General features: G+C 46.4%; 17 protein-coding genes. 13 read left to right on the top strand and 4 right to left on the bottom strand.

The genetic code is table 11. The annotated features are described in order from the left end of the window. Positions 1-295 precede the first annotated feature (295 nt). From MUB35_RS26980 to MUB35_RS26965, 5 genes are read left to right on the top strand one after another with little or no spacing between them, the layout of a single operon-like run. Positions 296-805 carry a hypothetical protein gene (locus MUB35_RS26980; RefSeq protein ID WP_244807138.1) on the top strand — a complete coding sequence of 170 codons (510 nt, stop codon included), beginning with the start codon at positions 296-298 and terminating at the stop codon, positions 803-805. Further along, positions 805-1,167, top strand: coding sequence for a hypothetical protein (locus tag MUB35_RS26975; protein WP_244807137.1), 363 nt, complete (start codon positions 805-807; stop codon positions 1,165-1,167). Before MUB35_RS26980 ends, MUB35_RS26975 begins: the two co-directional genes overlap by 1 nt. 5 nt (positions 1,168-1,172) lie before the next feature. Further along, positions 1,173-1,397 (top strand): response regulator, encoded by a 225-nt coding sequence (locus MUB35_RS26970; protein ID WP_033140375.1) that lies wholly within the window; start codon positions 1,173-1,175, stop codon positions 1,395-1,397. 45 nt (positions 1,398-1,442) lie between these two features. Continuing rightward, positions 1,443-1,604 carry a hypothetical protein gene (locus MUB35_RS30735; RefSeq protein WP_331477666.1) on the top strand — a complete coding sequence of 54 codons (162 nt, stop codon included), beginning with the start codon at positions 1,443-1,445 and terminating at the stop codon, positions 1,602-1,604. A 33-nt stretch (positions 1,605-1,637) separates the two neighbouring features. Next, complete coding sequence (locus MUB35_RS26965; RefSeq protein ID WP_331477665.1) at positions 1,638-3,899, top strand: response regulator; 2,262 nt, start codon at positions 1,638-1,640, stop codon at positions 3,897-3,899. 91 nt (positions 3,900-3,990) lie between these two features. Here MUB35_RS26965 and MUB35_RS26960 read toward each other — a convergent pair whose 3' ends face one another. Both MUB35_RS26960 and MUB35_RS26955 read right to left on the bottom strand, forming a co-directional pair. Continuing rightward, positions 3,991-7,548 carry a diguanylate cyclase domain-containing protein gene (locus tag MUB35_RS26960; protein WP_244807136.1) on the bottom strand — a complete coding sequence of 1,186 codons (3,558 nt, stop codon included), beginning with the start codon at positions 7,546-7,548 and terminating at the stop codon, positions 3,991-3,993. A gap of 222 nt (positions 7,549-7,770) precedes the next feature. Further along, positions 7,771-9,216, bottom strand: a complete 1,446-nt coding sequence (locus MUB35_RS26955; RefSeq protein ID WP_244807135.1) for a GntR family transcriptional regulator — start codon at positions 9,214-9,216, stop codon at positions 7,771-7,773. A 173-nt stretch (positions 9,217-9,389) separates the two neighbouring features. On the opposite strand from MUB35_RS26955, the gene MUB35_RS26950 reads away from it, so the two are divergent. Together MUB35_RS26950 and MUB35_RS26945 are read left to right on the top strand one after the other, a co-directional pair. After that, positions 9,390-12,224, top strand: coding sequence for a PAS domain-containing protein (locus MUB35_RS26950; protein WP_244807134.1), 2,835 nt, complete (start codon positions 9,390-9,392; stop codon positions 12,222-12,224). Further along, positions 12,208-13,113: an ATP-binding protein gene (locus MUB35_RS26945; protein WP_052099215.1), complete on the top strand. Its 906-nt coding sequence runs from the start codon at positions 12,208-12,210 to the stop codon at positions 13,111-13,113. The genes MUB35_RS26950 and MUB35_RS26945 overlap by 17 nt, the downstream gene beginning before the upstream one ends. Before the next feature lie 132 nt (positions 13,114-13,245). On the opposite strand, the gene MUB35_RS26940 is transcribed toward MUB35_RS26945, so the two are convergent. Then, positions 13,246-13,797 carry a helix-turn-helix domain-containing protein gene (locus tag MUB35_RS26940; RefSeq protein ID WP_054351190.1) on the bottom strand — a complete coding sequence of 184 codons (552 nt, stop codon included), beginning with the start codon at positions 13,795-13,797 and terminating at the stop codon, positions 13,246-13,248. A 150-nt stretch (positions 13,798-13,947) separates the two neighbouring features. Between MUB35_RS26940 and MUB35_RS26935 the strand changes: the two genes are divergently transcribed. Together MUB35_RS26935 and MUB35_RS26930 are read left to right on the top strand one after the other, a co-directional pair. After that, positions 13,948-14,640: an AzlC family ABC transporter permease gene (locus tag MUB35_RS26935; RefSeq protein ID WP_033140372.1), complete on the top strand. Its 693-nt coding sequence runs from the start codon at positions 13,948-13,950 to the stop codon at positions 14,638-14,640. Next, a complete protein-coding gene (locus tag MUB35_RS26930) occupies positions 14,637-14,960 on the top strand; it encodes a branched-chain amino acid transporter permease (RefSeq protein WP_054351191.1) in 324 nt (107 codons plus the stop codon). The genes MUB35_RS26935 and MUB35_RS26930 overlap by 4 nt, the downstream gene beginning before the upstream one ends. A gap of 73 nt (positions 14,961-15,033) precedes the next feature. Here MUB35_RS26930 and MUB35_RS26925 read toward each other — a convergent pair whose 3' ends face one another. Continuing rightward, a complete protein-coding gene (locus tag MUB35_RS26925) occupies positions 15,034-16,476 on the bottom strand; it encodes a GntR family transcriptional regulator (RefSeq protein ID WP_244807133.1) in 1,443 nt (480 codons plus the stop codon). Between the two features lie 191 nt (positions 16,477-16,667). Here MUB35_RS26925 and MUB35_RS26920 point away from each other — a divergent pair, with 191 nt between their 5' ends. The 4 genes from MUB35_RS26920 to MUB35_RS26905 all read left to right on the top strand — a co-directional run bounded on the left by MUB35_RS26920 (position 16,668) and on the right by MUB35_RS26905 (position 22,728). Then, complete coding sequence (locus MUB35_RS26920) at positions 16,668-19,070, top strand: PAS domain-containing hybrid sensor histidine kinase/response regulator (RefSeq protein WP_244807132.1); 2,403 nt, start codon at positions 16,668-16,670, stop codon at positions 19,068-19,070. 76 nt (positions 19,071-19,146) lie between these two features. Further along, a complete protein-coding gene (locus MUB35_RS26915) occupies positions 19,147-21,063 on the top strand; it encodes a sensor domain-containing diguanylate cyclase (protein ID WP_033140369.1) in 1,917 nt (638 codons plus the stop codon). 16 nt (positions 21,064-21,079) lie between these two features. Then, positions 21,080-21,784 (top strand): response regulator transcription factor, encoded by a 705-nt coding sequence (locus MUB35_RS26910; RefSeq protein ID WP_054351239.1) that lies wholly within the window; start codon positions 21,080-21,082, stop codon positions 21,782-21,784. Then, the gene (locus tag MUB35_RS26905; protein ID WP_244807131.1) at positions 21,781-22,728 is read left to right on the top strand and encodes a sensor histidine kinase; all 948 of its coding nucleotides are present in this window, start codon (positions 21,781-21,783) and stop codon (positions 22,726-22,728) included. The genes MUB35_RS26910 and MUB35_RS26905 overlap by 4 nt, the downstream gene beginning before the upstream one ends. The last annotated feature ends 82 nt before the right edge of the window (positions 22,729-22,810 follow it).

Here is a 22,810-nt window from a genome sequence, read left to right as displayed (position 1 = left end):
AACCAGCGAATATATTTGACAGAGTATCCAGAATATTTGGATAAGAAAACCGATGGCTTTGACTGTTATCAGTCTACACCATCGGTTTTCTCATGTCCAGCTAACCTCTGAACAGTAACCTTCTGTTTATGGACTGTGATATGTCATCGAATATAGAAGGATGGAGGTGCTGTAAATTCTTGCTATTTCAAGTCTTGTTTGCTATAATAAAATTAATTATTATGAATGTGAACAAAGAAGAGCCAAATGAATTCAAGTCTGATTGCCTTCAGACAGGAAAAGCGGAGAGAATGATATGAGCCAGAAGTTAGAACAATTCATGAGCAGTGTATTGGATATACTGTACGAGAACCATAAAACAGAACGGGCTTTGGGATATGTTCTGGAGCTGCTGGCTGATTTCGCCCCGGCAGATATGGCTTATCTGATCGTCGTTTCGGGTGACGGGAAGAGAATCGAAACGGTATTTGAGAGGACTAAGACTTGTGTCTGTACAGGGCTGACACAATTGGAAGGAAAACCCTGGAAACCCATACAGGCAGCCGGGGAACAGGAACCGGGGTTTGTTACTGAGGTAAACAGTTTTCCCCCGGCAATGAAATCAATCTTTATACAATCCGGTGTTTCTTCTGTACTTCAGTGTTCCGTCGGGCGTCAGGGGGAACTGACTGGGTATATGGGAATTTGTGATTTTGGCAGGGAAGGAGAACCGTGGAAGGAGAATCCTTCTATGTACAGCGCTATGACTTATATGTCACGCGCCCTGTCTGTATTTTTTATAAATCGAGACAGGACGTATGGTTGATGGAGGATCAGAAGCGGCTGGAAGGCTCACTTTTGCAGTCCGGGTTAAATGCGGATACTGCAAATGTGATCTTGGATCAGATATCCACCGGTGTTGTGGTGTTTAAAATGCCTTCTTATGATAAACTGCTCCCTGTCTATGGGAATCTGGGGCAATACCGCATGCTTAGGGTCGAGCGGACTGCAGTTAACTCCAGTGTTCCAAATGAGGAGGAAGCAAAACTGGAGAGCCGGTATTTCGCTGATGCGTTTGCGGGTGTTCATCCGGAGGACATGGAGCGGGTGAGGAGCGCGTATAAGGCCAGATATGCAGAGAGGCAGTTGAAAAGTTCAGGTGTTCTGAAACGGGGTACTATGATGTAATCCTGATGGATATCCGTATGCCGGTCATGGACGGCCTGGAAGCTGCAAGGACTATCCGTGCCATGGACCATCCGGATGCCTCCGGTGTGCCTATTTTCGCATTGACGGCAAATGCATACGAGGAAGATAAAAAGATGAGCAGACAGGCGGGAATGAATGAACATCTGTCGAAGCCCATTGATATTTGTCTGCTGTGCAGGACGATTTTGAATTACACAACACAGATATAACCGCCCGGTACTGCATAAGATAATTTACTATTAAGGAGAACAACCATGAGCCAGAATAAACCGGAGCTGCAGGTCACAGGCAGCACTGCTGCCATAGACACAGAACACTGCTGTGCATATTGCAGTGAAATTGACAGTGATTCCCTGCGTATGGCAGAGGAAAACAAACGTTTGAAGGAGGCAGCAGGATACTTTAAATGGGTATAAGATGAGTATTCCGGAAATGCTTATGTGGCTGATATGGAGAGTTATGAGCTGCTTTATATAAACAGGACATCCAGCGAATCTCTGCAGCTTCCGATTGAGAAGGCTGTAGGACGTAAATGTTATGAGGTCATCCAGAACAGGACCACACCGTGTCCATTTTGTAATAACAATTGTTTAAAACGGGATAAGTTTTATGAATGGGAGTTCTATAATCCGTTTCTGAGGCGTTCTTATATGCTTAAGGACCGTGTCATCAACTGGGAAGGCAGAAGATGCCGGCTGGAACTCTCCATTGACAATTACAGTTCGGAGTACAAACTGCAAAAGATGGACCGGGAAAGGGAAGCTATCCTAAGGACAGTCCCCGGAGGATTTGTAAGGGTGGATGCCAGGGACGGGAAGACAGCTATCTGGTATGGCGGTGATTTCCTCCATATGATCGGCTATACAAAAGAACAGTTTGAAAAGGAACTGCATTCCAGGTGTTCCTATCTGCACCAAGATGACAGGAACAGGGTTTCCAAGATCATGAGACTTTCAAAGGAGACTGGAATGCCCACTGCTGCAGAAGGCCGTATTATCACTCACGATGGTACGCAGAAAATACTGACAATGACTTTTTGTTATGTTGGCGCTGAAAACAGTTGGGATGATATTGAATCTTATTACAGTGTTGGCATTGATATTACAAAAGAGCGGGAATTACAGGAGAAGCAGCGCTGTGCGCTGGAGGAGGCGTATCAGGCTGCCCGGGTAGCAAATGCAGCTAAGACCAATTTCCTGTCGTCCATGTCCCATGACATTCGGACTCCAATGAATGCGATCATGGGCATGACAGCAATCGCACAGGCAAATCTGGAATCTCCGGAAAAAGTAGGAAACTGTTTAGATAAGATAAACACCTCAAGCCGGCATTTGCTCAGCCTCATAAATGATGTGCTGGATATGTCGAAAATTGAGAGCGGTAAGGTCAGCCTCACACGGTCAAAGGTGAATCTACCGGATATGCTGCAGAAAATCATGGTCATGTGCCGCCCGCTTGTGGATGAGAAACAACAGGTATTCCAGATGCGCATCGGACGGGTGTGCCATGAGAATGTGATCACAGATGGGGACCGTCTGTGCCAGGTACTGATGAACCTGCTCTCAAATGCCATAAAATACACTCAAAAAGGCGGTTCCATCAACCTGAGAATCAATGAATGGCATTCTCTGTTCCCAAATAAACGCCGGTTTGAGTTTATCTGTACAGATAACGGGATTGGAATATCAGAAGATTTCCTGCCTCATATATTTGATGCGTTTTCACGCGCAGATGCGTCCGAGATCAGCCGGATACAGGGGACAGGTCTGGGAATGGCAATCACGGAGAATATTGTTCGTATGATGAATGGCACGATTGATGTGATGAGCGAGGAAGGTAAGGGGAGTGTCTTTACTGTTTCCGTACCTCTGGAGATATGTGAGGAAGAAAAAACAGAGGGCCGTGAACTATCCGGTCGTCCGGTACTGCTGGTGGATGATGACAAGGCTGCCTGTGAGAATGCCGGTTTACTGCTGGAGGAGCTTGGGATTTTGGGGGATCATGCCCTGTCTGTGGAAGAGGCAGTACACCATATTTCATCTGCTCATCAGGAAGGAAAGGATTATTTTGCCGTTATTTTGGATATGGACAAGTTTGGTACGCAGGCAATAACAGGAATCCGTGAAAAGCTTGGGAAAGATACACCTGTAATGATCGCATCTTCCTATGATAGTTCCGCAGCAGAAGAGGAAGACTTACGGTCAGGTGCCAATGCTTTTATTACTAAACCACTGTTCAAATCAAGACTTTTACAGATTCTCCGGATGTTTCTGCCTGTAAATAAAGGAGCAGATACGGAAACCGGGATAAATGAAAAAACTACGAATCTATTCGGTAAGAAAGTGCTTTTGGCAGAAGATAATGATATAAACAGGGAGATTGTGGAAGAGTTGCTGCGGATGCATCGTATAATGGTAGATTCCGTAGAAAACGGGTTGCTGGCGAAGGAAACCTTTGAAGCCTCCTTGCCCGGGGAATACTGTGCAATCCTGATGGATATACAGATGCCTGTCATGAATGGATATGATGCCACAACTGCGATCAGGAGGCTGGAAAGAAGTGATGCGCAGACGATTCCCATCATTGCACTGACTGCCAACGCTTTTACATCAGATGCGGCAAAAGCCCGCAGTATTGGAATGAATGACCATCTGGCAAAACCCATAGAGATAAAGCGTCTTCTTGAAGTGTTACATAAATGGGTTGAATAGAAGAATCCGGTATACACTTATAGCAGGGCAATAAAAAGCGGTATGTTTCCGATAGGAAGCATACCGCTTTTTTAGGCGCAGAGTCATATATTTATACCAGCAGCTTGAATTTTTCCGGAGGCATTGGTTTTCCGATCAGATATCCCTGGATGTAGTCACATCCGATATCTTTTATAAAACTGTACTGTTCTTTGTTCTCCACACCTTCCGCACAGCATTTGATCCCAATGTCATGGCACATTTCTACGATATGTCTCATTAAAATTTTTCCTTTTTCGGAACCTTCATATCTCTGGACAATACTTCTGTCTATCTTCAGAAGGTCAAAGCTGGTCATCATCAAAAATTCATAGGAGGAATAATCAACGCCGAAATCATCGAGAACAATACCAAATCCATGGCTTTTCAGCTGCTCCAGAAGCAGGGCCATCTGCTTTTTATTCAGAGTTTCCTGGGTTTCCGTTATCTCTATCTCAATCTGCTCCGGATTCAGGTCGTAACGCTTGAAGATATCCCGGAACCGGGTAAAAAAGTGGTCGTCAAACAAGGTGATCCTTGAAAAGTTAAGTGCCAGACGGATATGAGAGTATTTGGTACCTTTCCAGCTTGTCAGCAGTCTGCATACCTCTTCCAGAACAAAAAAGTCGATATTGGAAATAAGTCCTTCACTTTCCAGCACGGGAATGAACTTATAGGGGAGTGAGATGGAACCATCCTTTTCTCTGTATCGGACAAGAACCTCGGCACTGTCTATACAGTTTTTATTTAAATTTATTTTGGGCTGCAGAAAAACCAGATATTTCTTGTTGAGGATTGCATTTGTCAGTTCCTGCAGCAAGGGGGCTTTTTCCGATACAAGGTCCTTGGATTCCCGGTAATATTCCTGCTTTTTCAGGTACATTAACCGATCTGCCTTATTCATGGATTCATTTAAGTCGGTATATATATCATTCCATGTTGCTCCCATGGAAATGATACAAAGACCGTTTTCCGACAAGGACTCTTCCAGACCGCTGACCTGTGCCATGAATTTTTCATATGTCAGAGTTTCCGATACAATGAGAAATTCATCTCCACTGAGCCGGAATTTTCTGGCATCCGGAAAGAATTTTTTTATCATGTCGGAAACATGGGTGACGATCATATCGCCATATACATGTCCCTTTGTATCGTTATACCGCTTCAGGCCATTAATGTCCATGAATATGACACCTGCGGAAGGCGGCATCCGTTTTGTAAAGTCATCGCAGTAATTCATAAAGCTGTTCCGGTTTTCCAGTTCTGTCATGGCATCCTGATAGCTCATAAGCTCCAGATTCTTTTTCAGTGTGTTCTTTGCAAGTTCGCTTTCGAGGAAATAGGAAAGTCCTTTGAGATAATGAAAATTTTTTTTGTTCTGTCTGGGGTCATCCACTCCGAGAAATCCGATGATTCCTCCCTGTCCGGAAAGGGGAATGGCCATAAGACTGCTGATTTTTTGCTTTTTCAGTATGTCATATTCCAACTGCCGGTCAGCCCCCAGTTCTTCGATATCATTGATCTTGATATAGCCCCTGGCTGCAAATTGTTCCATCCAGAAGGAAATTGTTTCAAGGGGAAGATTCTGTAGCAGGTCTTTCTGCGGGGGGACACCTTCTGCACAGATCTCATAGGTATTGCTGGCGATGCCCTGTTTTAGATCTACTTCAATGATGTACACACGCTCTGACTGATAATAATTCTGCACGATACGAAGGACGTATTCAATGGCATCGTCCTGATATTCCGCTGAGGCCAGCCACTGAAGGCAGTCAGCCAGATTTTTTTCGGTCGCAACAGAAGAATCGTATTCCTTTGGAATAGCTGTCGTGCCGGAATCCGTACGAAAAGACACAAGGTACGCGTCATTTCCGAGCCATTTCATGGAGGAAGCATGTATTTTTGACTTGATATTGAATTCAGTGAGACAGAATTCTCCGGTTCCTCCATGTAAAAGGGGACAGAAATCACAGGGGCTTTCTTTTTCATATAATGCTTTATAACAGAGCTCTCCCAACTGCACTTTAGGTTTTAAATCCTTGGTTTTTTGACTGAGATAAAGTAATTCAAAAGTGTCCTGTTCAATGACATAGATGCAGGAATCATCGGAATCCAATACCGTATGCAGCTGCAGCTCCATTTCACTGTTCCAATCCATCATTCTGCGTTTTTGCAGGAAAATAGCCACCATTTGGGAAATCAGAGATAAGATATCCACTTCCTCTTTTGTCCAGAGGCGTAAGCCTGTACACTCATCAAAACCAATAAAGCCTGCAAGACTTTTTTCTCGCCAGAAAGCACACTGAAGTGTGGAGAATATTCCCTGATCACCTAATATTTTTCTTTGGTTTGGATGCAGTGTATTGATATCTCTGCAGTAGAAGATAGAGTTTTCACGGAATAAGGTGTGGTAATCGTCAAATTGTTTATAGCTAAGATTCTGCAGCATGTCAATCTGAGGAAGAACACCCTCATTACACCATTCGTATGTATTGGAAGTGTATTTGCCGTCCTCTGTGGACTCAAATATATAAGCTCTGCTCACATCAAACTTCCTGCCGACAATCTCCAGAATCAGATTGATCGCCTTGTCAGGATTGTCCATCCGGTATAGGGTTTTAAAAACATCAGCCAGTAAATCCCCCTGACTCTGCATCGGTCTGGATTCGGAATCAATGTGGGCACCGATAGATGAATACCCGGTCTCCTCAGGATAATAGGTGTGTTCGTTGTCATACATCATATATTTGTTTTTACCGTGGATTTTTGCCTGATACAGGGCCTGGTCCGCATGCCTGTACAGGGTTTTGAAATCATTTCCATCTTCCGGAGATACGGCTACTCCTATACTGCAGGTTACCTGGATAGGGATTTTTTCGTTTTCAAAGAGGTGGCGGATTGTTTCTGACAAATGTTCTGCCTTTTTTCGTGCTGCATCTCTAGAGGGGATATCAATCATAAAAATAACGAATTCGTCACCGCCAATGCGTCCTACGATATCGGCAGTGCGCATAAAGGATTTCATGGCGGAAGCCATTTCGGTCAGGACCACATCTCCCAGCATGTGTCCTTTTGTATCATTTATCTGTTTAAAATTGTCTGTATCTATCATAAACAGGGCGCATCTTTGATCCGGCGTAGCATCAAGCTGTTCTTTGATCCGCGTTTCTGTTTCCTTACGGTTATAGAGTCCTGTCAGGGAATCCTGTTCTGCCTGGGAACGAAGCTTATCCATGAACTGCTTTTCACCATTGATATCAAAAAGGATGCCGATAACGCTGTATGGTTTTTGGGTCTCATTGAATTGTGTCAGGGCAAGCAGCCGATACCAGCGGGATACTTTGTTCTTTCCGGGGATGCGGAATTCTGCAGCAGCGCAGATTTTTCCCCGGGATATATCTGTCCGCAGAGTGTTCAGAACAGAAATATCTTCCGGGTGAGCACAGGATAACAAATGATTTTGGAAAAGTGCTTCCATATCCCCGGCGGTATATCCTGAAAGCTGAACAAAACCGCTGTTCATCTCTTCAATAGTAAACAACTCGTCAATTCTGCATTTAAGGATACCTACCTGGAGGTTATCTGTTATCATCTGGAACTTTAGATTGGTTTGGTTCGTTATTTTTATCATTCTTATATCTCCTGAATTTCTGATCAAGAGTTCGTCCTGGAGTTGGAGAGTCCTCGATATACGTCTTAGCTCATATACATAATAATTGATAGTTATAAGTATAGCAAAGAGGAATATAAATAGCAACAGAAATAGAGAAATGTGTTGTCCCTGCCATATGAAACGCCCCGCTGTACGGCATCAGGGCCAATACAGCGGGGCGTGTATTCCAGGGGGCTGACTTCATATAAGATCAGGGATCAGAAGCCGTTCTGCTTCATGCATTCCCAGTTTTACCATTCTGGAAATGGTAAAACGGAACTCATGAATCATGAGTTCTTCCAGCTTTTCTGAAAATTGGACGGAATCCGCTTTTTCCAGGGATTGCATAAAGGTCTTATAACAAGTGATGTAGAAATCCGACGTATCATCGCCTGCTTTCCACAGACTGCGCAGGCCGTATCCCCAGAAGAGCTGCAAAAGGAGTTCTCCATAAATGGTTCGGACCGCCTCATATGGGGCAAAGTTTTTCAGCAGTTCCAAAGCGTCATAGGAGAGAAGATGGTACTGCTGCCGCGCTTCTACGGTGGCCAGCAGCGCCATGCTTTTTTGTATTCCCGCCGCATCAAGCGTCGATACCGTGATCCGGGAAACTGCCTTGCAGGACAGTGTGAGTAACTGCAGACTCTGAGCCATGTCTAAAAGACGTCTGCGTACCGCAGGTTTGGTAAAGTCGCAGTTTTCCGTTGTTTCATGGAATGGAAGAACTCTGGACCCGATCCGTTTTACGGACTTGACAGCGCCGACTCCGTTCAGAAGGGAGAGCGCACGACGTACGGTACTGACAGAGACGTTCTTCTCTTTGGAAAGCTTATTCAGGGAAGGGAGCAGCGTATTAACAGGGTAATGTCCAAGACTGATCTCTACCAGCAGATCCATTGCGAGAGAGTAGCATATCTGTGATACTTTTTTATAGGGACTCCATGTAAAAGAGAGTTTATTCTGTGACGGCAGTGTGATTCGCTCCTGATAGAATTCACACAGGGATACAGACAAATAATCCTGTGACCGGCAGATCAAATCACGGAGGGAATCCCAATCCTGCTTAAGACAGAATTCCAAAGACTGCGGTGCAAATGTATTGAGCGCGAATTCACACCAGGGATTACCGGCAACACACAGAAAAGGGGCTTCCAAAAACATGTAGACCTGCCAGAGCAGCCGGGTAAGAAGGTCATTACCCAGGGATTCATAGGCCTGCATAATATGATTAAATGCAATGAAGGGCTGCAGTCCATGGTTCTCCTTAAGTTCTTTCATGTTATTGTATATTTTTGCAGGAGCGTTTTTAAGTCCGACCCATTGTGCATGACTGAGGAGCGGCCGCAGGGATTTACTCAGATCGATCAGGGCATCTTTTCTAATGGAAAAGAAATGCTGTACATTCTGTTCAATCTCCTGTTCACTGTAATCTTTTATTACTGTAGAGCCTACGTTTTGGGACAGGGTGATATATCCCTCCTGCTCAAGCTGCAGATAAGCACTGCGTATGGTTTCCAAGGATACGAGAAAATTTTCTGTACTGTTTTCCATTGTGGGGAGAGTGTCACCAAAACGATAAGCGCCAAATTCAATGTGCGTTTTCAGGACACCGTATACGACCCGGCACCTTTCCATATCTTTTTTCACAGATTCACCTCATTTTTTGTTCATTTCGATATTGAGACAAGTATATCATGACAACGGCCAGTTTGCCATAAAAAACAAGGGAAAATGTGGTCAAAAGCCAGTGAATATTGGTAAAATATTGCTAAAAGTCTGCCGGAATACCGCCAGGTCAGTTTGTGAGGAGGCTTTCAGCCATGACAGAAGATACAGGAATTTCCATGGACCAGTTAGAGTCCATATTAGATAACTCACCAACCACAATTCTTATCAGTGCCCTGGAAAACCGTGAACTTCTTTATGCAAATAAAGAAGCACGCTCCAGGATGTCCATGGAATGTCCGGGCGGGCAAATAACCTGTTATCAGGCGTTCGGGTATGAAAAAACCTGCCCCACATGTCCGGCCGGCACGATCGGACCGGGGAAATCTTCACTCCGTGAACTGCTCCATCCGGAGAATAGGCATACTTACCGGTACGTGGGAAAAGATATTAACTGGGCAGGCCGTCCCGCGCATATTGAGTATATAACTGATATAACTGATATAAGTGAACAAAAACTCCTGGAACAGGAATTGGACCACCTTGTGAATTCTATCCCGGGAGGGATTGCCAGTTATGAGGTTCGGGACGGCTGTTATATCCCTGTCTATTTCTCGGATGGCGTCATGGCAATCTCAGGATATACCCGGGAGGAACACGATGAGATGATAAAAAATGATGCCCTGGATATTATTTATGAGACAGACCGGGAAAGGGTGAGGTCAGCCGCTGCCAAGGCACTGGAAAGCGGAGAAGTTTTAGATGTCTCTTACCGTATGCGTCATAAAAACGGCCGTCTGATCTGGATTCACTTAAATGGGCGGCGGATAGACGTATCGGCCAACACCGCCATGTTCTATGCTGTCTTCACCGGAATGTCCTCAGAAAGCAGACTGTATCAGAACATCACCAATGAGACGGCTGACAGTATCTATGTCATTGCAAAGGATTCCTTTGATCTGCTTTATATCAATGAGACTGATAATATTATTACACCCAGGCCGGACTGTCTGGGTGAAAAATGTTACACTGTGCTGTATAAAAAAGATGCTCCCTGTGAATCCTGCAGCATTCTGGCCGGAAGGCAGGAAGGAGAGGAGTGTGAAATAACCGAAGACGGAACCGAACGTATCCTATATACACGTTCCCGTGAAACGGACTGGAATGGCATCCCTGCTTATGTAAAGTATATACGTGATGTCACGGAGGAAGTCCGTACCCGCAGGGAAAAAGAACGCCTGGACCTTTATTTCCGAAGCATTGTGGAGCAATTTACAGGAGGCATCTCCATGATGGCGTATCATCAGGACGGCACAATGAAACCGGAATTTATCTCGCCGGGATTTGCCTCCATGCTCCAGCGCACCGTGGAAGAAGCCCGAAGACTGTTTGATGAGGACGTCTTTGCGGGAATTCATCTGGAAGATGTACAGAAGAACTGGATGAAACTTCAGAAATTTTTAAAGAGCGGGGAAGGGCCCTGTGAACTGATCGCCCGTATGCAGCGGAAGGACGGGAGCTATTTCTGGACCAGCAGTACATTGTCCATGCTGCCGTTAACAGATAATATAAGCAGGATATATATTGTTTATACAGATATCAGTAAGACAATAGAGAAGCAGGAACAGCTGCGGCGGCAGTATGAAGAGCAGCTTCTGCAGCATTATCATAAGACAGGGGTCAATGAACTGATTCTGGGGCACGGTAATATATCCCGGAACCGGATCGCCCAGATGAGGGATTCCACAAATTCCGGACTTGTGAAACGGTTTGGTACGCAGAGAGATACATTTTTCAAAGGACTTGCCAAAATGATCACAGATGAAGAGGAGCGGAATACATTTTTAAAAACATTCCTGAATGCCCCCCTGCTGGAGGCATTTGCCCAGAATAAAACAGAGCAGGTGATGCGCTGTTTTATCCGTCTGCCGGAGGAAAAATACGGACGTTTTGTACAGTTCAACGTTAATCTTCTGACCGGACCGGAAGCAGGTGAGGTTTTTGGAATCCTTACGGTTACGGACATTACAGATGAGACTATATCCGAACGTATTTCTCATCAGTTGTCTGTCACCAGCCATGATTTTGTGGTAGATGTAGACCTTCTCCATGATTCCTACCGTGTGTTGGCTTATAATGAAAGTGCCTCCTATCTTCCCCCTCTGCGCGGGAGCCATTCGCGGCAGGTGACGGATATGGCAGAGACCGTTGTACTGCCAAAGGACAGCAGGCAGTTCACATATGCATTGAATCCGGAAGAAATACGCCGGAGCGTAAGAAAGGGTCCTTATACGTTTACTTTTTCTACGGCAAACCGCAGAGATATCCGCATTAAAAACATGACGATCTCCTCTATTGAGCCGGTGCTGGAACGGTATTGTATGGTATGTACGGATATCACGGATTCTATACGGGAGCAGCAGGGGCTGCTGCATATGATGGCATATACCTTTGAACTTATGGGGCTTTTGGATGTCAGCAGCGGCAGTATAACTATGTACAGCAGAAAAATAGTGCTGGAAAACCTGCCGCCTGATATTGCGGAAGATTATACAGAAAGCATCGGCCTGTTTACGGAGCACGCCATTGCGGATGAGTCTTTGGAAACTGCGCAGAAGCAGTTTAATCTGGCATATATCCTCAAGCGGCTGGAGCAGGAACCATCAGGGTATGATTTTGTCGTTGCCTGCCAGTATGAAGACGGCCTTAGGTATAAGCAGTTCAGTGTGCTCTGGGGAAACAGGAACCATAATACAGTCTGCGTTGTCCGGGCGGATGTTACGGATATGATAGCGGAAGAGCGTCGTGTGAAAAAGGAGCTGGAAAAAGCACTGGCTAACGCTGAGGAAGCTAACAGGGCAAAAAGTGATTTTCTGTCTGCCATGAGTCATGATATCCGCACCCCGATGAATGCTATCTCAGGCATGACAACCCTGGCATTCTCCCATATTGCTGCAGGCCAGGGAAAACGGGGTGTTACTGTCCATTGATACAGAGAATATTTTCCATACTGCCTTTTACGGTGATGCTCTGCGGATCAATCAGATTCTGATCAACCTGCTGGGAAATGCGGTTAAATTTACACCTGCCGGCGGGAGCGTAGCGTTTCTGGCAAATGAAACTGCGCCGATAAAGGCACCAGGAAATATACGGTACAGGTTTACAGTCCGGGATACGGGAATCGGAATGAGCGAAGAATTCCTGAAGCATATTTTTGAGCCGTTTACCCGAGAGCAGACCGCAGATCGACTGGAAGGAACCGGCCTGGGACTCAGCATTGCCAAACGGCTGGTTGATTTAATGGATGGAGAAATCTCAGTGGAAAGCAGGCTGCACCAGGGGACCCGGTTTACCGTGGAACTGGAATTTGAGGAGGCAGAAAGCTTGGAGGATGTCCATGGGGAATGCGCAGAAAACGCTGACTTAGAAAAGGCAGATGTATTTGCCGGATGTCGCTTTTTGATTGCTGAGGACAATGAAATCAATGCGGAGATCCTTTGTGAACTGCTGCATATGGAAGGGGCATTTGCGGATATTAGGGAAAATGGACACCAAACCCTGGAGGCATTTAAAGCGGCAGAGCCGGGGACATATGATGCCATACTTATGGATATTCAGATGCCGGGCCTGAACGGCTATGATACAGCACGAATGATCCGACACCTGGAACGTGCCGACGCAAAGACGATCCCTATTATTGCTATGACGGCGAATGCGTTTGCGGAAGATGTCCAGGCGGCACTGGAGGCGGGAATGAATGCACATGTGGCAAAACCCATTGATATGGATATCCTGCGGTCTGCATTGGGCAGGGTTCTGAAGTCAAATCTCTCCGGTACAGGAGAGAGCGGTCCGGGAGACCCTGTGGAGGTACAGTGAACTGTTTCTCACAGGGGGAGTCTCTTGGCAGACAGGGCAGGATGCTTAGTGTTCTTCCAGACATGTTTTGTATAACCGGTGGGAGGCAAAAGTAGCAAACTTGCAGGAGGCCGCGTCACACGATGGTATCCTTTAATGAGGATAATAATTAACAACCATAAACGTCACCTGCATTTCCTGCTGATTGATATACGTGTGGCTGATGGAAGAGTCAAAGACAAAGGCCTCCCCCTCATGCAGCGTATAATCCATAATTTCTGTATGAATCACCAGTTCACCTGAAATGATATAGATATATTCCTGGGCCTTGTCCGTATGTCCGATGGAAGTGTTGGCGCAGCCTCCATCCAGTTCAACATAGAACAGCTCAAAATTTCTCACCGGTGTACTTCTGAAATAGCAGTATACCCGGTAGCCGTCTGTTTCGCCGGTCTGCATAGTGGCCTCTGAACGGCGGACAACCGTGGTTTCCTTTTCGATTCCGTCGATCAGTTTCGTATACGGCACGTTGAGTCCGCCTGCAATTTTCCATATGGTGTTAATGGTTGGATTGCTGTCCCCTTTTTCAATATCTGAAAGCATTGCTTTGCTGATGCCGGACATTTTGGACAACTGTCCCAGTGTCAGGTTGCGTTCTCTTCTGAGTTCTTTCAAATTTACAGCAATTATTTTACCTAATTCCATAAATATTCCTTTCCTGCTTGACAGATATATCGGACGGTCGTAAGATATATATAACGAAATGTTCGGTAAATCTGACGAATGTCAATTATTCTCTTATCCATTATATGAAATAAGAGCAATAAAATCAAGTTGAAAAGGAGCGGCTGTGTTATGAAAAAAAAGGCGTTTCGTGCTGCGCTGCCATACACACTTCCCATCTGTGTTGCATTTCTCTTTCTGGGAATGTCCTATGGATTTCTCATGCGGAGCAAGGGTTTTTCTTTTGTCTATCCAATGTGTATGAGCCTGTTTATCTATGCGGGGTCTATGGAGTTTGTGACAGTGGATCTGCTGCTGTCGGCGTTTCATCCGTTCTCTGCGTTTTTGCTTGCGCTTATGGTGAATGCCCGCTATCTCTTCTACGGGATACCTATGCTGAAAAGGTATAAAAACTGCGGATGGAAGAAAGTGTTTCTGATCTTCGGAATGTGTGATGAAGTGTTTTCCATCAATTGTACGGTCAACCCCCCTGAGGATGTGGACAAAGGCTGGTTTATGCTGTTTGTCACCTGGCTGGGGCAGCTTTACTGGGTTTCAGGGGCAACGCTGGGAGCGCTTCTGGGATATGTGATACACTTTGACACAAAAGGCATTGAGTTTATTATGACCGCGCTTTTCTGGGTCATGTTCCTGAATCAGTGGGAGGATAAGAAGGGACATCTGCCGGCGCTTGTGGGGCTTGGCGGTTCTTTTCTCTGCCTGTTTATCTTTGGCAGCCAGAACTTTATGCTGCCGGCTATGGTACTGATCGTATTGTGTTTTACTGCTCTGAGAGGCAGTATGATTCCGGAGGTGGAGCAATGACAGTTATGCAGAGTATTATCACGATCTTAGCGGTTGCATTGGGGACGATGCTGACCAGGTTTCTGCCCTTTGTGGTATTTCCCGACAGCAAAAACCCACCGCAGTTTATTACATATCTGGGAACGGTTTTTCCCTATGCCGTTATCGGTCTTCTGGTTGCCTACAGCCTGAAAGACTTTGTGGGTACAGGCAGCCACGGGATTCCGGAAATCCTGGCCATCCTGTTTATCACCGCAGTACACAGGTGGAAGAAAAATATGCTTCTGAGTATCAGCGCGGGAACTGTATTGTACATGTTTTTCGTGCAGGCGGTGTTTTAACGCACACCCCTCTTAAAAAAGAGAGAACCGAAAGATGATTTCTTTGGTTCTCTCTCTTTTTTGGGTATAGCGGTTACATAAGCTGTATGGAAGGCAGCAGGCGAAAGGCTTCAAAATCAAATCCGCATCTGCAAAGCGCGTCATCCGCAGCGGAAAATTTCCACACAGCCAGTTGTCCAATCGCATCCGCACATGAGAGAAAATCATTTGTCTTCAGCGTGTGGATGATCATTTCTGCGTATTCCACACATTTTCTTTGTGAATCACTCTCTTTTAACCCGGTCATTATGGGATATCCCCAGAGCATCAGTTCAAATAGTTTAAAATAAATTTCTCTTATCCCCGCGCATGGATGGTATTCTGCAATATATTTAACGATATGCAGAAGAGTAAGCTCACTGCGGTCAAAAATAAGGTCATGCTCCAAAACCTGGAGAAGTGCATTTTTACTCTGCCTGGTAAGTTTTTTCAGAAACGTCTGTGATACATCCCGGCAGGTATACTTAACCAGCTCAAGGGCCTGGATGAAAAAGGCGAGGCTGCGGCGGATGGAAGGGATGCCGCAGTCTATGGGAAGCCAGCTCTCCTCCATGGAAAAAATGCGGGTGCCTTTTCCGTTGATAGACTGCGCGGCGCCTAACTGGCAGAGCAGGCGGATCGTCCGGCGGGCAGTGCTGACAGATACACCGTAAAGTTCTGCCATTTTTTCATAAGAAGGCAGAAAGTGTGTCTCGTGGTAATGACCGAGATAGATCTGGTGCAGGATATGTGACGCCAGACTGTAGCAGATTTCCGGGCGTTCCCGGTATATGTGCCAGACGAAAGGTGTCTGTTCTTCTTTTGGTACCGGGACTGTCTGTTCGGCATAAAATTGAACCAGATGTTTCCTGTTCGTTCTCTGAAAATTCAGGAAACCGCTGTGAACGGCTTGAAAATCCTTTTCTTTACCGGAGCGGATGAGGTTCTTCAGGCTTCTGCGTATTTTATTTAAATCATATAGTTCAGAAGATCTTTTTGCCTTCAGAAAAGGCAGGCCCTGGTAAAGGGAGGACTCCCATAAAAGGTTCATGACCAGGGAATTGTTCAGCTTTTGAAGGGCGAATGAATAGAATCTCATTAAATCATCCGCTGCCAGCCGATCTGCCAATTCCAGAAGGCAGGTAAAATCCTTCTCTTCCATAAGCCGAAAGCTTTCCGTGAGCAGAGAAGAGAAAATCATTTCATTTGCCGGATAAAAGTCAGCAAAACGGTCCATACGTGTGGAGAGAAACCGGACGGCAGAAGCAGGGTCTGCATGCGACGTATTTACTTTTGTGGCTTTTCCTCCGCAGGTTATGATATATCCCTCATCCCGAAGCTGTTTCAGCGCTGTCTTGACGGTTAAGGTTGAGACACGGAAATCCCGGCTGAGTGTTTCAATGGGAGGCAGAGTGTCACCCTCTGTATAATACCCGAATTGTATGCGCATGGAATAGAATTGATAGATCAAATCAGAAAAACTCTGCCCATTGTACAAGTTTCATTCCCCTCTTTTCTTTGGCTTTTTCTCTATTCTACCATCACCACAGACGAAATTCCATAAAATGTTGCGTATTTTATTCCTGTGAACTATAATAAGATTAACATGAACAAGGTATATGTGAACATGGATGACAGGAAACAGGTGTCACATGTAAAGAGATTTTAAGGTGTGAAGTGATAAGGTATATGTCGGAAAATATGGAAAAAGACTATAAGCAGATAGAACGTCAGACAGCAGCGGATTATGAATACAGTACACTGATGCAGCTATTGGAGGTGAGTGTGAGCAAGCATCTGCTGGATGAACATTTTACGCTCATCTGGGCAAATGATTTTTATTACCAGATGATCGGATGGCCAAAGGAAGAATATGAGAAGGTATTCCACAACAGGCCGGATCTGTATTATGAAACAGACCGGGAAGAGTGGGACCGGATCACAGGAGTAGTCATGGAGACTTTAAGACGCGGAGAAAAGGGATATAAACTGGCAACCAGGATGAGGAGAAAGAGCGGGGAGCATATCTGGGTACAGTTCTCTGTCCGGTTCGCGGATGAATATGTGGACGGATATCAGGTGGGATACACAGTGATAACCAATATTGATGACATGATCCAGATGCAGAAGGAGCAGTCCGTCACATACGATAACCTTCCCGGTTTTGTGGCGAAATACAGGATCGATCAGGAACTCAACATGATCCTTCTGGAATCTAATTCCCGCTTTGCAGAATATTTCGGCAGTGAAGCGGAACGCGGGGAAAACAGTGTATATCAGAGGAATATAAGGGACAATAAGGAAGCTATCTGGGGGCAGAGAGAAAACATTCTGGCCGGAAAGCCTCTGCATTTTACCATGTATGTAAAAAACAGGGAGGGGCAGAAGCTCTGGCTGCAGGTAAATGCTGCCTGTGTGGGCTGGCAGAAGGGCTGTCCTGTCTATCTGGTCATCTTTATAGATGTGACGGACATTACGGAGCTGAGGGAAATGCAGAAAAAACTGACGGAACAGACCGTGGCCCTTCAAAACGCTTTAGAGGAGGCTGAGAAGGCAAATATGGCAAAGTCTGACTTCCTTTCAAGAATGAGCCACGATATCCGTACGCCTATGAATGCCATTCTTGGCATGACAACCATCGCCGGATCCCATATCCATGACCCGGAGCGGATTCGGGACTGCCTTGGGAAGATCACAGTCTCCTCTAAGCTGCTGTTAAGCCTCATCAACGAAGTGCTCGATATGTCCAAAATCGAGAGCGGACGCATTGTGCTTGCGGAGGAGGAAGTCAATCTGGCTGAGCTGGTGCACGGTGTGGTGACTATGGTGCAGCCGCAGATCCACAGCAAAGACCTTATCTTCAAAACATATGTCAATAACCTTACCCATGAGATCGTGGTCAGTGATATGCAGCGTCTGCAGCAGCTCGTTCTGAATCTTCTGTCCAATGCGGTCAAATACACGCCGCCCCGTGGCAGCGTATATATGGAGATCAGAGAAACGCCTTCGGATAAGAAGAATATGGCTTTCTATGAATTTGTGGTGTCAGACACGGGAATTGGGATGAAGCCTGAATTTTTATATCGGATCTTCGAGCCCTTTGAGCGGGCGGATGATGAAAAAATCCAGTCCATCCAGGGGACCGGTCTGGGGCTGTCCATCTGTAAGAGCATCGCGGAACTCATGGGAGGTACCATCCATGTGGAAAGTACATATGGGAAAGGCAGCAGATTTGCAGTATCTGTCTGTCTGCAGATCCAGGAAGAGCAGACGGATGAGCGTGTGCTGGAAGGACTGCCCGTGCTGATCGTGGACGATGATGAGTTTATCTGCAGAAATACCTGCGAGCGTCTGGCAGAGTTCGGGCTGAAGACAGACTGGGCTTTAAAGGGCAGGGAGGCGCTTGAGAAGATAGAACAGGCAGGGAAGTCAGGAGAAGACTACTTTGCCGTAATCATAGATTACAAAATGCCTGACATGGACGGCATAGAGACTACCCGGAAAATCCGCAGGCAGGCCGGCCGGCAGCTTCCGATCATCATGATCTCTGCCTACGACCTGTCAGAACAGATGGATGAGGCGAAAGAGGCGGGGGCCAATGGCTTCATCACAAAACCCCTGTTCTGTTCCAGGCTGATCTACAAGCTCAAGCAGTTTGCGGACGGGAACTGTCAGGAGGCGGATTCCGGGCCGGTGATCCGCGGTTCCTATAAAGGGAAAAATGTGCTTCTTGCGGAGGATAATGAACTGAACCGGGAGATCGTAGCAGAGATCCTCACAGACGCAGGCGCTTTCGTGGATACCGCAGAAAACGGAAGAGCTGCTGTTGAGAAGGTGCGTCAGTCAGAGGAAGGCTTCTATGACCTGATCTTCATGGATATGCAGATGCCGGTCATGGATGGATGTACGGCGGCTGTGAAGATCCGTGGGCTTCCGCGGCAGGATGTGGGGGCAATGCCGATCATCGCCATGACTGCCAATGCCTTTGCCGATGACCGTCAGAAAACCAGGGAAGCCGGAATGAACGGGCATCTGGCAAAGCCCCTGGATATGGAACAACTGCAGTTGGTACTGGAAAAATGGCTTTCCTGAAAAAAGCGCTTTCCATTATGAAAGAACAAAGATATAATGGAACGTAGATACAGAAAACGGCCAAGGGGATATCTATATGAAGAAAAATGTACTGCTGCGGACTAATTTTCTTGTTTGTATTGTTATTGTCATAGGTTTTGTGGTGACATCAGCTATCAGCTACAAATCCAATCAGGGAATTTTCCGAAAGGATATTGAAAGTGTATCGAGACTGACATCTGAAGGTATCTACCATCAGATAGACACCATTTTTACAAAGCCTATCAATATTTCACTGACCATGGCTAATGACAGCCTGCTGAAGGATTTTCTGGAAGGGGAAGAAGAGCATTTGGGAGACCGGGATTTCATTGACACCATGCGGGATTATCTGAACACTTACAGGGATAAGTATGGATATGACTCTGTGTTCCTGGCTTCCGTGAAAACAAAAAATTACTATTATTATAACGGGCTGGACCGGGTCCTCCAGGAAGGAGATCCGGAAAATGTATGGTTCTACAGTTTCCTGGAACAGGACACCGATTATGGGATACAGATCGATAATGACCAGGTAGAGGGAGCCGGTAATGAGGTTACGGTCTTCATCAACTGCCGCATCACAGACGGGGACGGAGACGTAATGGGAGTGGTAGGCGTGGGTTTCCGCGTGGATTCGCTCCAGGCTCTGCTTCAGGGGTATGAGAATGATTTTGGTGTCAATGCCTATCTGGTGGATGAGGAGGGGAATGTTGAGATTTCCGGTACTTATACCAGGTTTCAGGGGGACAGCAATCTGTTCGAGGGATGTGCCTTTGCCAAGCTTAAGGACACCATTCTGGGCAGCCGTGAAGGAACCCAGAATCTGTGGTATTCATCAAAGAAAAGCAGTGGGTATGTTGTCAGCCGTTTTATTGAAAATCTGGGCTGGTACCTGATCATAGACCATGATACAACGAAGCTTAATGAGAGACTGTCGCTGCAGCTTTTAAGGGAAATGACGATCGTGGTAATAACCATCTTACTTGTCCTTATAACGATCACCTCCGTTATACGCAGGTATAATAAGAAAATCATAGAGCTGACTGTGAAAGCGGAGAAGGTGCACCAGGCAGTGTTTAAGGAGGCTACGGAACAGCTTTACGAGAATATCTATGAGTTTGACATTACCCATAACCAGGCAGCCAGTGAAGCTACCTCCGCATATTTTGAAAGTCTGGGGGCACCGCCGGACATACCCTTTGACAAGGCCCTGGGCATCATTGCCCAAAAGCAGATCAAGGAGGAATACCGGGAGGGATATATCCGTACCTTCCATCCGGACAACGTGCTGGAAGCCTTTGAGAACGGAAGAGACAATCTGCAGTATGACTTCATGATCACCACAGACGGAGAGACGTATTACTGGATGCGCATCACTGCCCACATTTTCCGCTGGCAGGAAGATAACTCTGTGCGGATGCTGGTGTACCGCCAGAATATTGATGAGCAGAAGCGGCATGAGCTGTACATGATGGAACAGATGCAGAAGGATTCCCTGACGGGCCTGTACAACAAAGTGGCTACACAGGAGCATGTGCGCAGGATGCTGGAACAGGGGCCGGATCAATTGTTTGCCTTTTTTATCCTGGATATTGACTATTTCAAAGAGGTCAATGACCGACTGGGGCATGCGGCGGGAGATAAAGTGCTTGTGGAATTTTCCGGGACTCTTGCAGGACAGTTCGGGAAGGATGCTGTCGTGGGCCGCATCGGAGGAGATGAATTTATTGCGTTTTTGTCCGTCACCGGTGCAGAGATGGCAAAAGAGCATGCCGGGGAACTGATACGGGCACTCAGAAACAGGACAGAGGGAGGTGTCAGCATCACTGCCAGCATCGGCGTGGTCCTGGCAGTGGGTAAGGAAACGGATTTTGAGACACTTTACAAGAAAGCGGACTTTGCGTTATATAAGGCAAAAAGACAGGGCAGAAACAGATATGTGATAGCAGCGGCAGACGATGAGAACAAGTAAAAGGAACAGACAGGGTATGGAAACAAAAAAGAATATATTGATCGTGGAAGATGATCTGAAACTGAATAACGGCATCCGCCTGGCGCTGAAAGGACAGGAGTACCATTGCCTGCAGTGTGATTCTGTCCAGGCGGGAAGAACTGCAGTTGATAAAGAGAAGATAGATTTGATTCTGCTGGATATTAACCTGCCTGACGGTAACGGGCTGGATTGGCTGGTGGAGATTCGGCAAAAAAGCCAGGTGCCGGTCATCCTGATCTCAGCAAATAATATGGAGATGGATATTGTCACAGGCCTGAAGCTGGGCGCCAATGACTATATCACAAAACCATTCAGCCTGATGGTGCTCCGCGCAAGGATAGAAGTCCAGTTGAGGGAGACAGAGACGGAAAACCCGGAGACCTATCAGACAGAGCATTATGCCTTTGACTTCCGAAAGATGGATTTCCGTGTGGACGGCACCTCTGTGGAGCTGAGCCGAACGGAACAGAGGCTTTTAAGAAAACTGGTGGAAAATCCCGGTGTGGTACTGTCCAGGGAGACACTGACAGATGAAATATGGTCCGGTGATTCAGAGTATGTGGAGGAACACGCCCTCACGGTGGTGATCAAACGGCTGCGGGGAAAACTGCGGGAAGCAGAGCATGAAAACGCTTATATCAGGACAGTCTATGGTATCGGCTATGTGTGGGAGCGGCAGGAAAAGGGTAAAAGAGCATGAATACAACTATGATCACAGGAATCTGTGTGTGCATCATCCTCTGTCTTCTGGCAGCGCTTGCTCTCGTCCTTGCAGCGTGCAGGGCACGGGAGAAAAAACTGCTGAAACGTCTGCAGGAAATGTTGGAGGATGCGGCAGCAGGAACCTTTTCAGAGGGAAAGCTGGAGGATACGAAAATGTCAGAGCTGGAGAGCGCCATGTGGCGTTTTCTAAATGACAGCCGGTTATCCTCCGTTTCTCTTGCCGCACAGAAGGAGCGCATACAGTCCCTGATCTCTGACATATCCCATCAGACCGTCACACCTATTGCAAATATAAAAATTTATGGGGAGCTGTTAAAAGAACAGCAGGAAAAGTGGAAAGCCGGAGACCGCTCCGTTCATGAAGATTTTGCAGAGGAGATCGACGCAGTCATAGAGCAGGTGGACAAGCTGGATTTCCTGATCGAGTCCCTGGTGAAATTATCGCGCCTGGAAAACGGTATCCTGGAACTGGAACCACGAAAATGCTGTATCCGGAAGGTCTTGTCTGCTGCAGACAGACAGTTTTCCAAAAAGGCACGGCAAAAAGGAGTCACCCTTATGATTGAGGATTCCACGGAAGAGGCAGTGTTTGACCTGAAGTGGACCATAGAGGCTGTGGGAAATATCATAGACAATGCGGTAAAGTATACGCCAAAGGGCGGCAGTGTATCGGTGCGCGTTCTCCAATATCCCATGTTTCTTCGGCTGGATGTGGCGGATACGGGAATCGGGATCGCGGAGCAGGAACAGGCATCCGTCTTTACACGTTTTTACCGTTCCAGAGCAGTGTCCGGACAGCCGGGCGTGGGGATTGGGCTTTATTTTGCCAGAGAAGTGATCAAAAGAGAAAAGGGATATATCAAAGTTTCCTCAGAACCCGACAAAGGTTCTACATTTTCTGTATTTTTGCACAGGGGATAATGTGTCAGAACTGATATATTTCTGACACCGGCTGGAAATATTCTTATGGTATAGTCTGTATTGTAATGATACAGGCTATTTT

The organism is Blautia sp. NSJ-175 (assembly GCF_022867815.1).
GTDB classification, from domain to species: Bacteria; Bacillota; Clostridia; order Lachnospirales; family Lachnospiraceae; genus Blautia; species Blautia celeris.
This window is presented reverse-complemented; position numbering and strand designations above follow the sequence as displayed.

What these genes read in the sequence shown, in the direction of transcription:
- MUB35_RS26960 (WP_244807136.1), bottom strand. Translation starts at nt 7,548, where the DNA reads ATGATAAAAATAACGAACCAAACCAATCTAAAGTTCCAGATGATAACA.
- MUB35_RS26905 (WP_244807131.1), top strand. Translation starts at nt 21,781, where the DNA reads ATGAATACAACTATGATCACAGGAATCTGTGTGTGCATCATCCTCTGT.
- MUB35_RS26935 (WP_033140372.1), top strand. Translation starts at nt 13,948, where the DNA reads ATGAAAAAAAAGGCGTTTCGTGCTGCGCTGCCATACACACTTCCCATC.
- MUB35_RS26920 (WP_244807132.1), top strand. Translation starts at nt 16,668, where the DNA reads ATGTCGGAAAATATGGAAAAAGACTATAAGCAGATAGAACGTCAGACA.
- MUB35_RS26940 (WP_054351190.1), bottom strand. Translation starts at nt 13,797, where the DNA reads ATGGAATTAGGTAAAATAATTGCTGTAAATTTGAAAGAACTCAGAAGA.
- MUB35_RS26980 (WP_244807138.1), top strand. Translation starts at nt 296, where the DNA reads ATGAGCCAGAAGTTAGAACAATTCATGAGCAGTGTATTGGATATACTG.
- MUB35_RS30735 (WP_331477666.1), top strand. Translation starts at nt 1,443, where the DNA reads ATGAGCCAGAATAAACCGGAGCTGCAGGTCACAGGCAGCACTGCTGCC.
- MUB35_RS26950 (WP_244807134.1), top strand. Translation starts at nt 9,390, where the DNA reads ATGACAGAAGATACAGGAATTTCCATGGACCAGTTAGAGTCCATATTA.
- MUB35_RS26970 (WP_033140375.1), top strand. Translation starts at nt 1,173, where the DNA reads ATGGATATCCGTATGCCGGTCATGGACGGCCTGGAAGCTGCAAGGACT.
- MUB35_RS26930 (WP_054351191.1), top strand. Translation starts at nt 14,637, where the DNA reads ATGACAGTTATGCAGAGTATTATCACGATCTTAGCGGTTGCATTGGGG.
- MUB35_RS26965 (WP_331477665.1), top strand. Translation starts at nt 1,638, where the DNA reads ATGGAGAGTTATGAGCTGCTTTATATAAACAGGACATCCAGCGAATCT.
- MUB35_RS26910 (WP_054351239.1), top strand. Translation starts at nt 21,080, where the DNA reads ATGGAAACAAAAAAGAATATATTGATCGTGGAAGATGATCTGAAACTG.
- MUB35_RS26975 (WP_244807137.1), top strand. Translation starts at nt 805, where the DNA reads ATGGAGGATCAGAAGCGGCTGGAAGGCTCACTTTTGCAGTCCGGGTTA.
- MUB35_RS26915 (WP_033140369.1), top strand. Translation starts at nt 19,147, where the DNA reads ATGAAGAAAAATGTACTGCTGCGGACTAATTTTCTTGTTTGTATTGTT.